Origin of the sequence: Streptomyces sp. NPDC056169 (assembly GCF_042268445.1) — a bacterium.
Classification (GTDB): Bacteria; Actinomycetota; Actinomycetes; order Streptomycetales; family Streptomycetaceae; genus Streptomyces.
The window spans coordinates 114,451-129,113 of sequence record NZ_JBHJUO010000009.1 but is presented as its reverse complement, the minus strand read 5'-3'; the positions used below and the strand labels follow the sequence as shown (position 1 = coordinate 129,113).

The window sequence follows — 14,663 nt, the reverse complement described above, 5'->3', positions numbered from 1 at the left end:
CACGCCGTCGAGTCGCGACCGGGACCACTCACACCGACGCACCTCCAGGGAAAGGCCACTTCGTACGATGTTTGACGTCGAGTCGGACCGGACGTCCGCCCACGGGCTCCCCCTCACCGGCGGGCAATCCGGTATCTGGCTGGCCCAGCAACTGGAGCCGGACAGCTCTGCCTACAACATCGTGTTCACGCTTGACCTCCGCGGCGACCTCGACCTCGACCGGCTCGCCGCGGCCGTCCGCCGGGCCGTCGACGAGGCCGAGTGCCTGCGGGTGAACGTCGTTTCCGGGAGCGACGGACCGCGCCAGACGCCCCGCACCCACCCCCTCGACCTCACGGTCGTGGACCTGCGCGCCGCCGCCGACCCGGAGGAGGCCGCCGCCGCGTGGACCGCCGCCGACCGGGACCGGCCCGTCGACCTCGCCCACGGACCGCTCTCCGGGCACGCGCTGCTGCGGCTCGCCGAGGACCACGTCCTCTGGGTCCAGCGCTACCACCACATCGTCAACGACGGCATGGGCGCCGCCCTCGTCTCCCGGCGCGCCGGCGAGTTCTACACGGCGGGGGAGCAGGCGCCGGCCCCCGGCGACCGCACCCTCGCCGGCCTGGTCGCCGCCGACCGCGCCTACCGCACGTCGGACGGGCACGATCAGGACCGCGCCTGGTGGGCCGACCGCATGGCCGGCAGGACCGAGCCCGTACGCCTCGTCGAGCGCGCCGCGTCCCCGATGACGCGACGCCTGCGGCGTACGACGGAACTCGCCGCCCAGGACGTCGACCGGCTGCACGCCGCCGCCCGGAGCGCGGGCGTCCGCCCGTCCCGCGTCCTCGTCGCCGCCGTCGCCGCCTACCTCCACCGCGTCAGCGGCGAGCAGGACCTCGTCCTCGGCCTGCCGATCACCGCCCGCCGGGACGAGGTCTCCGCGACCGTCCCCGGCATGGTGTCCAACATCCTCCCGCTGCGCCTCGCCGCCGGGCCCGCCGCCACCGGCGCCGCCCTCGTGGCCCACGTCCACGACCGGGTCGCCGACGCGGTCGCCCACGGCCGCTACCGCGCCGAGGACCTGGCCAGGGACCTCGGCCTCGTCGACGGCGTGCCGGAGCTCGTCGGCCCCACCGTCAACGTCCTGCCGCGCTCCGAGGGCCTCCGCTTCGCGGCCGGCGGCGCCGAACTCGACGCCGAGCTGCGCCCGGAATGGCTCGGGCCCGTCAGCGACCTCGCCTTCACCTTCGCCGAGACCCGGCACGGCCGGGGCGTCACCGTCCACCTCGACGCCGACGCCGACGCGTGCGACGAGCGGGAGCTCGCGGACCACGAACGCCGCTTCCTCGCCGTGCTGCGCGACTTCACCGCCGACCTCGACCGCCCCCTCGGCCACCTCGACGTCACCTCCGACACCGAACGCGCCCTGGTGCTCGACGAGTTCGGCGTCGCCCCGCGCGAGGTCGCGGACCTCTCCTGGCCCGCCGCCTTCGAGCGGCAGGTCCGTCGCAGGCCCGACACCGTCGCCCTCGTCTGCGAGGACCGGGAGCTGACGTACGCCGGACTCAACTCCGCCGCCAACCGGCTCGCCCGGCTCCTCGCCGCCCGAGGCGTGGGCGCCGAGGACGTCGTGGGCGTGGCCCTGCCGCGCTCGCCCGAACTCGTCGTCGCCCTCCTCGCCGTGATGAAGGCCGGCGCCGCCTACCTGCCGCTGGACGCGGACCACCCGCGCGACCGCATCGCCTACATGCTGGACGACGCCCGGGCCCGGACCGTCCTCACCGTGCGCGACCTCGCCGGTGAACTCCCGCGGCCCACGGGCGTCACACACCTCCTGCTCGACGACCCGGAGACCGCCGACGCGCTCGCCGCCCTCGCCGACACCGACCCCGGTGTCACCGTCGCCCTCGACCAGGCCGCGTACGTCATCTACACCTCCGGGTCGACCGGCCGCCCCAAGGGCGTCGTCGTCCCGCACGACGGCGTCGGCAGCCTCGTCGCCACGGCGACCGACCGCATCGGCATCACCGCCGACAGCCGGGTCGTGCAGTTCGCCTCCGTCGGCTTCGACGTGACGGTGTGGGACCTGATCATGTCGCTGTGCGTCGGCGGCCGGATCATCGTCGTCCCCGCCGAGCGCCGCGTCGCGGGCCCCGCGCTCACCGACTACATCGCCCGCCACCGCGCCACCCACATGATCCTCCCGCCGTCGCTCGTCTCCGCCCTGCCGCAGGAGTGCGAACTCCCCGCCGGGGCCGTGCTCGTCGTCGGCACCGAGGCGGTCCCGAGCGAACTGATCGCCCGCTGGGACGGCAGGCTCCGGGTCGTCGTCGCGTACGGCCTCACCGAGGCGAGCGTCAACTCGACGCTCTGGCTCGCCGAGCCCGACCGGCCCGGCCCCGCCCCCATCGGCCGGCCCGACCCCAACACCCGCGCCTACGTGCTCGACACGGCCCTCCGCCCGGTGCCCGTCGGCGCGGAGGGCGAGCTGTACGTCGCCGGCCGCGGCCTCGCCCGCGGCTATCTGGGCCGCCACGGGCTGACGTCGGAGCGGTTCGTCGCCGACCCGTACGGCGAGCCCGGCACCCGCATGTACCGCACCGGCGACCGGGTCCGCTGGGGCGCCGACGGCAACCTGGAGTTCCTCGGCCGCGCGGACGGCCAGATCAAGATCCGCGGCCACCGGATCGAGCCCGGCGAGATCGAGAGCGCCCTGATGGCCTGCCCGGGCATCGCCCAGGCCGCCGTCCTCGCCCGCGAGGACCACCGGAGCGTGAAGCGCCTCGTCGCCTACCTGGTCGCGGAGGCGGCCGGCGCGGAGGCCGAGGCCGCCGTGACGGCCGCGCGCGCCCACGTGGCCGACGCGCTCCCCGACCACATGGTCCCGTCGGCCGTCGTCGTCCTCGAAGGACCGCTCCCGCTGACTCCCAACGGCAAGCTCGACAGCAAGGCCCTGCCCGAGCCCCGGTGGACGGCCCTGACCGGCGCCGACACCCCGGGCACCCCGGCCGAGACCGCGCTCGCCGCGCTGTTCGCCGAGGTCCTCGGCCTGCCGTCGGTGGGCGTCCACGACAGCTTCTTCGAACTGGGCGGCGACAGCATCGTCGCCATCCAGCTCGTCCACCGCGCCCGCGAGGCCGGGCTCGCGATCACCCCGCGCGAGGTGTTCCGGAACAGGACCGTGGCCGCTCTCGCCCGCGCCGCCCGGACCACCGGCGAGACCCCCACCGCCCCGGCCCGCGCGGTGGAGCTCGACGCGGACGCCCTGCCCGTCTCCCCGCTCCAGGAAGGCTTCTTCTTCCACGCGGAGTTCGACGACCGGGCCAAGGACCTCTACGTCGTCCAGGAACTCCTCGACCTCGCGGGCCCCGTCGACCCCGACCGGCTCCGCGCCACCCTCCAACTTCTCCTCGACCGGCACCCGTTGCTGCGCGCGTCGTTCCGCCAGCTGCCCGGCGGCGAGATCGTCCAGCGGCTCGCCGAGCACGTGACCCTGCCGTGGCGGGAGGCCGACACCGCCACCACCGGACTCGACGCGCTCCTGCACGCCGACCGCGCCGAGCGGTTCGCCCTCGACCGGCCGCCGCTGCTGCGCGCCACCCTCATCAGGGACGGGCAGCGCCACCGGCTCCTCCTCACCCTCCACCACATCGTCGCCGACGGCTGGTCCGTCTCCGTCCTGCTCCGCGAACTGGCCGCCGCGTACGAGGGGTTCACGCTCCCGGAGCCGGTCGCCCCGGAGCCGTACCTGGCCTGGCTCGCGGGCCGGGACCGCGACGCCGCCCGCGAGGCGTGGCGGCAGGCCCTCGCCGGGCTCGACGAGCCCACCCGGCTGCCCGAGCTCTCCAGCCCGGGCACCGCCGACGCGCCGGCCCGCCCCGAGCACGTCGACACCCGGCTCCCCCAGGACCTCGCCGACGGACTGACCGCCTACGCCCGGAGCCACGGCCTGACCCTGAGCACCGTCCTCCACGGCGCCTGGGGCCTCCTCCTCGGCGCGCTCACCGGCAGCCGGGACGTCGTCTTCGGCACCACCGTCTCCGGGCGCACCACGGAGGTCGCGGACCTCGACGCCGCCGTGGGCCTGTTCATCAACACCGTTCCGGCGCGGGTGACCCTGCGCCCCGACGAGTCGCTCACCGACCTCCTGCGGCGCGTCCAGGACGAGCACGCGGCCCTGCTCGACCACCAGCACCTCGGCCTCGCCGACATCCAGCGGGTCACGGGCGGCGGCGGTGAACTCTTCGACACGCTCGTGGTGGTGGAGAACTACCCGACCGGCGACCGGACCGCGGGGCAGGGTCCCGAGAAGCCGCTCGTCACCGGCGCCGAGATCCTCGACGCCGTGCACTACCCGCTCGCGCTCGTCGTCGAGCCGGCCGACGACGGGCTGCTGCTGCGGTTCAAGCACGACGCGGCACGCCTCGACCAGGTCGCCGTCGCGGTCCTCGCCTGCCGTTTCACCGCCCTGCTGCGGACCGTCGTCGCCGAACCCGCCCGCCCCGTCGGCCGCACCGGCATACTCTCCCTCCGCGAGCGGGACCACCTCGCGGAGCTCAACGCCACCGGGCACCCGGTCCCCGAGGCGACCCTCGCCTCCCTCTTCGCCGCACGGGTCGCGGACGCCCCGCACTCCCCGGCCGTCGTCTTCGACGACACCACCCTCACCTACGCGGATCTGGACCGGCGCGCCGAGGCGCTCGCCCGGCGGCTCCGGGCCCGCGGCGCCGGCCCCGAGCAGTACGTCGCCGTCGCCGTGCCCCGCTCGGCCGAGCTGATGGTCGCGCTCCTCGGCGTCCTCAAGTCGGGCGCCGCCTACCTGCCGGTCGACCTCGACTACCCGGCCGACCGGGTCGCGTTCATGCTCACCGACTCGGGCGCCCGTACCGTCGTGACGACGGCGGAGGCCGCCGGCCGGCTGCCCGCCGTCCCGGACCTCCACCACCTGCTCGTCGACGGTGAGGAGCGGGACGGGGCCGCCCCCGACGCGCCCGTGCGAGCCGCCGGACCCGACCACCCCGCGTACCTGATCTACACCTCGGGCTCCACCGGCCGGCCCAAGGGCGTCGCCGTCACCCACCGGGCGATCGTCAACCGGCTCGCCTGGATGCAGCACGCGTACCGGCTGACCGCCGACGACCGGGTCCTCCAGAAGACCCCGTCCAGCTTCGACGTGTCGGTCTGGGAGTTCTTCTGGGCGCTGACCGAGGGCGCGACCGTCGTCCTCGCCCGCCCCGACGGCCACCGCGACCCCGCCTACCTGGCCGGCCTCATCCACGAACGGGCCGTCACCACGACCCACTTCGTGCCGTCGATGCTCGCCGCGTTCGTCCAGGTCGCGGAGTCCGCCACGGACCTCCCCGACTGGGCTGCGAGCCTGCGCCGGGTGTTCTGCAGCGGCGAGGCGCTCACCGGCGCCGACGCCCGCCGCTGGCGGGACCTCACGTCCCGGACCTCCCGCGAAGGCCGGGGACCCGTCCCCCTCCACAACCTCTACGGCCCCACCGAAGCCGCCGTCGACGTCACGTACTTCCCGTACGAGGGCGGCGACGAGCCCGCCGTCCCGATCGGCCGACCCGTGTGGAACACCCGGCTCCACGTCCTGGACCCGTTCCTGCGGCAGGTGCCCGACGGAGTGCCCGGCGAGCTGTACCTCGCGGGCGTCCAGCTGGCGCGGGCCTACCACCACCGGCCCGGTCTTACCGCCGAGCGGTTCGTGGCCGACCCCTTCGGCGAGCCCGGCAGCCGGATGTACCGCACCGGAGACCTGGTGCGGCGGCGTGCCGACGGCGCGGTCGAGTACCTCGGGCGCACCGACCGCCAGGTCAAGATCCGCGGCAACCGCATCGAGCTGGGCGAGATCGAGACCGCCCTCGCCGCACTCCCCGGCGTCGCCCGCGCCGCCGTGACCGTCCGCGACGGCGCCCTCGTCGGCTACGCCGTCCCGGCCCCCGGCGCCGCCCCGGAGCAGGGGGCGCTCCTCGCGGCGCTCGCCGACGCGCTGCCCGCCCCCATGGTGCCCGGCGCCGTCGTCGTCCTCGCCGAACTGCCCCTGACGCCCAGCGGCAAGCTCGACCAGAACGCCCTGCCGGCCCCCGAGGCCGCACCCCGGGCGGACGGCCGCGCGCCCCGCGACGAGCGCGAGCGCGCCCTGTGCGCGATCTTCGCCGACGTCCTCGGCGTGCCGGGGATCGGCGTCGACGACGACTTCTTCGTCCTCGGCGGCGACAGCCTCACCTCGATCACCGTCGCCACCCGCGCCCGCGAGCGGGGGCTGACGCTCAGCCCGCGCGACGTGTTCGCGTGCCGCACCCCCGCCGCGCTCGCCGAGACGGCCGCGCTTACGGCCCCGAGTGCGACTCCGGCCGCGACGCCGGCCGACCCCACCGCATCCCAGACAACCGAGGTACCCGTGCACTCAGACGGCGTGACCGTCTCCGCCACCGACGCCGGGCAGGCCGCCGCCGCGCTCCAGGCCGTCCTGGCCCTCCAGCAGCAGTCCGGCGCCGCCGTCGACCCCGCTCTGAAGGCCCTGCTCGGCCAACTGACCGCCGCCGCGCCCCCGGAGCCCTCCGCACCGGCCCCGGAACCGGCCCCGGCGCCGCTGGGCGGGCTCGTGCTCACCGCCGAGGAGACCGAGCGCGTCCACGCCGCCGCCGGGCTCCCCGTCGCGGACATCTGGCCGCTCTCCCCGCTCCAGGAGGGCATGTACTTCCACGCCACCTACGACGCCGGCGACGCCCTCGACGTCTACCAGTCCCAGGAGGCCCTCGACTTCGACCGCAGGGTCGACGCCGACCGCCTGCGGGCCGCCTGCCGCGCCCTCCTCGCGCGCAACACCAGCCTGCGCGCCGGATTCACCAGCGACGGCCTGCCCCGGCCCGTGCAGTTCATCGCGGACGGCGCCGAGATCCCGCTGACCGAGGAGGACCTGAGCCACCTGCCCGAGGAGGAACAGCGGACCCGGGTGGAGGAGCTGCTCGCCGCCGACCGCCGCCGGCGCTTCGACCTGTCCGCCGCCCCGCTCTGCCGCCTGCTGCTCATCCGCCTCGGCGACGGCCGCGACCGGCTCGTCGTCACCCACCACCTCATCCTGTGGGACGGCTGGTCCGCCTGGCTGTTCCTGGAGGAGCTGTTCACGCTGTACGAGCGGGCCGGCGACGCCACCGGCCTCGCGCGGCCCGGCTCGTACCGCGACTACCTGGCCTGGCTCGACGCCCAGGACACCGCGGCCGCCCTGGACGCCTGGCGCGGGACGCTCGCCGGATTCGACGAACCGACGCTCGTCGCCCCGTCCGGACGCGACGCCGGCCCCGTCATCCCGGCCGACTTCGACGCCCACCTGACCCAGGAGAGCAGCGACCGGCTCCGCGCCCTCGCCCGGCGCCACGGACTCACCCTGAACACCGTCCTGAACGCCGCCTGGGGCCTGGTCCTCTCGGCGATGACGGGCCGCGGCGACGTCGCCTTCGGCACGGCGGTCGCCGGGCGCCCGGCGGACGTACCGGACGTGGCCGGCATCATCGGCATGTTCCTGAACACCGTCCCCGCCCGCGTCGCCTTCGCCCCGGACGAGCCGCTGCTCGACCTGCTGCGGCGGATGCAGAACGAGCGCGCCTCCGTCATGCCGTACGAGTACGTGGGCCTGGGCACGCTCCAGCAGGAGACCGGCCACCGCCGCCTCTTCGACACGCTCTTCGTGCTCCGCTCGGCCGACGGCGAGGACCGCGCGGCGGAACTCCGGGCACGGCACGGCATCACCGGCGTCTCCAACGTCGACGGCACCCACTTCCCGCTCACCCTGATCGTCACGCCCGGCGCGCGGCTGCGGGTGACCCTGGCGGCCAGGCCCGACCTCTTCGACGCCGCGGCCGCCGCCACGATCCTGGCCCGCTTCACGACGGCCCTCGACCGCCTGGGCGAGGCCCTCGACGGCACGGCGTCCGCCCGCACCGCCGGAGTGGACCTGCTGCTCCCGGAGGAGCGCGCCGCCCTCGACTCCGGCCGCGCGGCCACCCGCGAGGACGTACCGGACGAGACCGTCGCCGACATGCTGACGGCCCAGGTCGCCCGTACCCCCGACGCCGTGGCGCTCGTCTTCGGCGACCGGGCCCTCACGTACGCCGAACTGGACGCGCAGATCAACCGGCTCGCCCGGCTGCTCCTCGCCCGCGGCGCCGGACCCGAGACGGTCGTGGCGCTCGCGCTGCCCCGTTCCATCGAGATGGTGGCCGCGCTCTTCGCCGTCCTGCGGACGGGCGCCGCCTACCTGCCGCTCGACCTCGACCACCCCGCCGACCGGCTCCGCCTGATGGCCGAGGACACGGGACCGCTGTGCCTGCTGTCCACGACCGCCGTCGCCCCGACCCTGCGCGGCGAGGACGGGCCCGTCGCCCCCGAGCTCCTCCTCGACGACCCGGCCGTGGCGGCCGAACTGGCCGCGCTGCCCGGCGACGGCATCAGCGACGCCGAGCGGCCCGCGTTCGCCCGCGGTGTGCCGGACCGGCTGGAGCACCCCGCGTACGTCATCTACACCTCCGGCTCCACCGGGCGCCCCAAGGGCGTCGTCACCCCCTACCGGGGTCTGACGAACATGCAGCTCAACCACCAGAAGGAGATCTTCGACCCGGCCATCGCCTCGGCCGGCGGACGGCGCCTGCGCATCGCGCACACCGTCTCCTTCGCCTTCGACATGTCCTGGGAGGAGCTGCTCTGGCTCGTCGAGGGCCATGAGGTCCACGTCTGCGACGAGGAGCTCCGCCGCGACGCCGAGGCCCTGGTCGCGTACTGCGACGAGCACCGCGTCGACGTCGTCAACGTCACGCCCACCTACGCCCAGCTCCTCATCGAGGAGGGGCTGCTCGACCGCGACGAGGCCACGGGCAGTGGCGCGGGCAGTGGCGCGGGCCGGCACCGGCCCGCGCTCGTCCTCCTCGGCGGCGAGGCCGTCTCCGACACGGTCTGGACGCGCCTGCGCGACACCGACGGCACGTACGGCTACAACCTGTACGGCCCGACCGAGTACACGATCAACACCCTCGGCGGTTCCACCACCGACAGCGCGACGCCCACCGTCGGCCTGCCCATCCGCAACACCCGGGCCCATGTCCTCGACACGATGCTGCGGCCCGTCCCCCCGGGCTGCCCCGGCGAGCTGTACATCGCCGGTACGGGCCTCGCCCGCGGCTACCACGACCGGGCGGGGCTCACGGCCGAGCGGTTCGTCGCCGACCCGTTCGGCGAGCCCGGCGAGCGCATGTACCGCACGGGCGACCTCGTACGGCAGCGCCCCGACGGCCTGCTCGACTTCCTCGGCCGCACCGACGACCAGGTGAAGCTCCGCGGCTACCGCATCGAACTCGGCGAGATCTCCACGGCCCTGTCCGCGCACCCGGAGGTCGCCCACGCCGCCGTCGTCGTCCACGAGACCGCCGGCACCAAGCGCCTCGTCGGCTACCTCGTACGGGAGGAGGGCGCCGATCCCGTCGACGAGACGCTCGTGCAGCGGCTGCGCGAGCACCTCAAGGCCGGCCTGCCCGACTACATGGTCCCGTCCGCGCTCGTCCCCGTGGCGACGCTGCCGCTGACCGTCAACGGCAAGCTCGACGTCAAGGCCCTGCCCGCCCCGGACTTCGCCGGCACCGGCGAGACCCGCGCCCCGCGCACCCCGCAGGAGGAGACGCTGTGCGCGCTCTTCGCGGAGGTGCTCGGCCTCGCCGAGGGCAGCGTCGGCATCGACAGCGACTTCTTCGAGCTGGGCGGCCACTCGCTCCTCGCCACCCGGCTCGTCAGCCGCGCCCGCACCGCGCTCGACGCCGAACTCGCGATCCGCGACCTCTTCGAGGCACCCACCGTCGCCGAGCTCGTCGCCCGCACGGCCACCTCGCGCGGCACCGCCCGCCCGGCCCTGACGGCCCTCACGGCCGCCGAACGGCCCGACGAACTGCCGCTGTCGCACGCCCAGCAGCGCCTGTGGGTCATCCAACAGATCGAATGCACCTCGGCCGCGTACAACTTCCCGCTCGTCATGCGGCTGCGCGGCGCCTTCGACCGCACGGCCTGGAGCGCCGCCCTCGCCGACGTGACCGCCCGCCACGAGGCGCTCCGCACGGTCTTCGCCGAGCGCGAGGGCCAGGCGTTCCAGCGGGTCCTGCCCGCCGACGTCCGCCCGGTCGTGGAGCACCTGCGCGCCGCCGAGGACGAGGTGCCCGCCATCGTCGACGCCGCCGTCCGCCGGCCCTTCGACCTCGCCGGCGAACTCCCCCTCCGCGCCACGATCGTGGAGGTGGCGCCCGACGACCACGTCGTCGCGCTGCTCCTGCACCACATCACCACCGACGAGTGGTCCGACCGCCCCTTCCTGCGGGACCTCACCACCGCCTACCGGGCCCGCCTCGACGGCGCCGCCCCCGACTGGGAACCGCTGCCCGTCCAGTACGCCGACTACGCCCTCTGGCAGCAGCGCCTCCTCGGCGACCCGGCCGACCCGGACAGCCTCGCCGCCCGGCAGCTGGAGCACTGGAGCACGGCCCTGGCCGGCGCCCCCGAGGAGCTGGAGCTGCCCACCGACCGGCCGCGGCCCGCCCGCCCGGCGTTCACCGGCGCCGAGCTGGACATCGCCTTCGACCCCACGGTCCACGAGGGCCTCAAGCGGCTCGCCCGCGAGACCGGCGCCAGCATGTTCATGGTGGTGCACGCGGCCGTCGCCGCCCTGCTCCACCGGCTCGGCGCCGGCACCGACATCCCCCTCGGCGCACCGATCGCCGGGCGGGGCGACGAGGCCCTGGACGAGCTCGTCGGCTTCTTCGTCAACACGCTGGTCCTGCGGACCGACCTCACCGGCGACCCCAGCTTCACCGAGCTGCTCGCCCGGGTGCGGGAGACCGACCTGGCCGCGTTCTCCCACGCGGACGTCCCCTTCGAGTCGGTCGTGGAGAAGCTCAACCCGACCCGCTCCCTCTCCCGCAACCCGCTCTTCCAGGTGATGGTCGGCTACCACGCCCGCACCGACGACGAGCTGCGGCTGCCCGGCCTCCAGGCCTCCTACGTCCCCTGCGGGATCGGCACCGCCAAGTTCGACCTGGTGTTCAGCTTCACCGAGCGCACCGGCGCCGACGGCGCCGCCGACTCCCTCGGCTGCCGCCTGGAGTTCGCCACCGAACTCTTCGACCGGGAGACCGCCGAGCGCGTCGCCGACCGCCTCCGCAGGCTGGTCACGGCCCTCGTCGCCGCCCCCGACCAGCCGGTGTCGCGGGCCGGGATCCTCTCCGCAGAGGAACGCCGACTGGTCCTCGAAGGCTTCAACGGCCCGCCCCGCGAGGTCGACGAGGAGACCCTGCCCGGGCTGTTCGCCCGCCGGGTCGCCGAACGCCCGGACGCCGTCGCCGTCGTCGACCGCTCCCGGTCGGTGACGTACGCCCAGCTCGACGCCCGTGCCGACCGCCTCGCCCGGCTGCTCGCCGCCCGCGGCGTCGGCGCCGAGAGCGTCGTCGGAGTGGCCGTGCCGCGCTCGGTGGACATGATCGCGACGGTCGTCGCCGCGCTGAAGCTGGGCGCCGCGTTCCTCCCGCTCGACCTCGTGCACCCGGGCGACCGGCTCACCTACATGATCGAGAACTCGGGCGCGGCCGTCGTCGTCGGCACCGAGCCCGTCGCCGGGAAGATCCCCGACGTGCCCGGCGTCCCGGTGCTCCTGCTCGACGCCCCGGACACCGCGGCCGAACTCGCCGCGCTGCCGGCCACACCGCCGCCCGGCGGACCGGTGGGGCTGGACCAGGCCGCGTACGTGATCTACACCTCCGGCTCCACCGGCCGCCCCAAGGGCGTCGTCGTCCCGCACGAGGGCATCGCCAGCCTCGTCGCCACCGCCGTCGACCGGATGGGTCTCGCCCACGACAGCAGCGTCCTCCAGTTCGCCTCCATCGGCTTCGACGTCTTCGCCTTCGAGCTCGCCATGGCGCTCTGCCACGGCGGACGGCTCGTGCTCATCACCGACGAGGCCAGGGTCGCCGGCCCCGCCCTCACCGACTTCCTCGCGGACCAGCGGATCACCCACATGATCCTGCCGCCGTCGCTGGTGTCGGCGCTGCCCCCGGGCTGCGCCCTGCCCGAAGGCTCGACCGTCCTCGTCGGGACGGAGACCGTCCCGCCGGACCTCTTCGAACGGTTCGGCGCCACCGCGCACCTGATCTGCGCGTACGGACTCACCGAGGCGACGGTCAACTCGACGCTCTGGCCCGCCCGCGAGCACGGCGGCCGCGCCACCGGCCGGGTGCCGATCGGCCGCCCCGACCCCAACACCCGCTGCTACGTCCTCGACGAGCACCTGCGGCCGGTGCCGCCCGGTGTCGTCGGCGAGCTGTACGTCGCGGGGCGCGGCCTCGCCCGGGGCTACCTCGGGCAGCCGGGGCTCACCTCGGAGCGGTTCGTCGCCGACCCGTTCGGCGCACCCGGCAGCCGCATGTACCGCACGGGCGACCGCGCCCGCTGGCGCGCCGACGGCAACCTCGACTTCCTCGGCCGGGTCGACACCCAGGTGAAGATCCGCGGCTTCCGCATCGAGCTCGGCGAGATCGAGGCCGCGCTCGCCGGCCACCCGTCCGTCGCCCAGGCCGCCGTCCTGCCCGACCGCGACGGCGACATCGTCCGGCTCGTCGGCTACGCCGTACCCGAGACCGGGGGAGGCGCGCCGAAGGAGCTCGACCCGCAGGAGCTGCGCGCCCATGTCGCCGGGCAGCTCCCCGAGTACATGGTCCCCGCCCTCGTCGTCGCCCTCGACGGCCCGCTGCCGCTCACGCCCAACGGCAAGCTCGACCACAAGGCGCTGCCCGCGCCGGAGTGGTCCGCGATGACGGGCGACGCCCGCCCGGCGACCCCGACCCAGACCCGGCTCGCCGAACTGTTCTGCGAGATCCTCAAGCTGGAGAGCGTCGGCGTCCACGACAGCTTCTTCGCGCTCGGCGGCCATTCCATGGCGTCGATGCGGCTGCTCGGCAGGATCCGCACCGAGTTCGGCGTCGAGCTGAGCATCCGGGACGTCTTCGACGCCCTCACCGTCGCCGGCATCGCCGGCAAGCTGGACGGCGCGACCGCCGCCCGGCCCGCCCTGCGCCCGGCAGACCCGGCACACGACGCGGCGGCCGACGGCACCGACCTGCCGGTGGCGCCCGTCCAGCAGTGGCAGTGGGACGCGTACCGCCGCGGCCCCGGCTTCGACCACGCGCTCGTGCTCCGCTCGCCCGGCGGCCTCGACGCCGACGCCCTCGCCGCGGCGCTCGCCGACGTGACGGCCCGGCACGAGCCGCTGCGCACCGCGTTCACCGAGCAGCGCGACGGCACGGTGCTGCGGCGGGCCGCCGAGGCACCGGCGCTCGCCTCCGAGCACTGCGCGGACCTGGACGCCCGACTGGCCGAACTGGCCGGGCAGACACCGGACCTGGAGCGGGAACCCGCCCTGCGGGTCAGGCTGCTCACCGGCACGGACGGGACCCAGGCGGTCCTGCTGACCATGCACTACCTGGCCGTGGACGAATGGTCCGTGGTCCCGCTCCTCCGCGACCTCACCACGGCCTACGGAGAGCGGACCGCCGGCCGGGCACCCGGCTGGGAGCCGCTCCCCGTGACGTACGCCGACTACACCCGCTGGGCGCGCGAGGTCCTCGGGGACCTCGACGACCCGGACAGCCGGGGCGGCCGTCAACTGGCCTACTGGCGGCGGACGCTCAGGCAGGCACCGCGCGAACTGGCCCTGCCGGCCGACGTCCCCGCCCCCGGGGCCGACGGCCGCACCGGACGCGGGGCGGCCGGGGTCGTCGAGTTCGTCCTCGACGAGCGGCTGCACGCCGACGTCGACCGGCTCGCGCAGGCCACCGGCACCAGCATGTTCATGGTCCTGCACTCGGCGCTCGCCGCGCTGCTCACCGCCCACGGCGCGGGCACCGACCTGCCCATCGGCACCATGGTCGCCGGCCGCACCGACGACCGGCTCGCGGATCTGGTCGGCTGCTTCTTCAACACGGTCCTGCTGCGTACCGACACCGCCGGAGACCCGACCTTCGCCGAACTGCTCGCCCGCGTACGGGAGACCACGCTCGGCGCGCTCGACCGGCAGGACGTCCCCTTCGACGCGGTCGTCCGCGCGGCCGGCCTGCGTCCGGCCGGCCCGCAGGTGATGGTGATCCACCACGAGCAGGCCGACCTCGACCCGCTGCAAGGCGGCGTGGGCGCCCTCCAGGCCGTCCCGACCGGCACGGCACGGGCGGAGCTCACGCTCTCCTTCTACGAACCGCGCGGCGACGGGCCCGTGCACTGCGGGCTCGTCCACGCCCACGAGCGGATCGGCGCCGCGAAGGCCCGCCGGCTCGCCGAAGAACTCCAGACCCTTCTGCGCACGGTGACAGCGGACTCCGAACAGCCGCTGTCCGAGCTGTACCACGTCACATCCACGAGGAGTGAGAACGCATGACGACCAACCCCTTCGAGGACCCGCAGGGCCGCTTTCTGGTCCTGGCCAACGGAGAGAACCAGCACTCGCTGTGGCCCTCCTTCGCCGCCGTGCCCGCCGGCTGGCGGACCGTCTTCGGCGAGGACACCCGCGAGGCCTGCCTGGCCTACGTCGAGTCCCACTGGACCGACCTGCGCCCGGTGAGCCTTGTCGCTCGGCAGGGCTGAGCAACGATTCG

At 75.3% G+C, this 14,663-nt stretch carries 2 protein-coding genes; both read left to right on the top strand.

The genetic code is table 11. The features are described from left to right. Nucleotides 1-67 precede the first annotated feature (67 nt). Nucleotides 68-14,446 (top strand): amino acid adenylation domain-containing protein, encoded by a 14,379-nt coding sequence (locus ACFC0G_RS16490; RefSeq protein ID WP_376403592.1) that lies wholly within the window; start codon nucleotides 68-70, stop codon nucleotides 14,444-14,446. Further along, nucleotides 14,443-14,652 carry an MbtH family protein gene (locus ACFC0G_RS16485; RefSeq protein WP_376403590.1) on the top strand — a complete coding sequence of 70 codons (210 nt, stop codon included), beginning with the start codon at nucleotides 14,443-14,445 and terminating at the stop codon, nucleotides 14,650-14,652. Before ACFC0G_RS16490 ends, ACFC0G_RS16485 begins: the two co-directional genes overlap by 4 nt. Nucleotides 14,653-14,663 lie beyond the last annotated feature (11 nt).

What these genes read in the sequence shown, in the direction of transcription:
- ACFC0G_RS16490 (WP_376403592.1), top strand. Translation starts at nt 68, where the DNA reads ATGTTTGACGTCGAGTCGGACCGGACGTCCGCCCACGGGCTCCCCCTC.
- ACFC0G_RS16485 (WP_376403590.1), top strand. Translation starts at nt 14,443, where the DNA reads ATGACGACCAACCCCTTCGAGGACCCGCAGGGCCGCTTTCTGGTCCTG.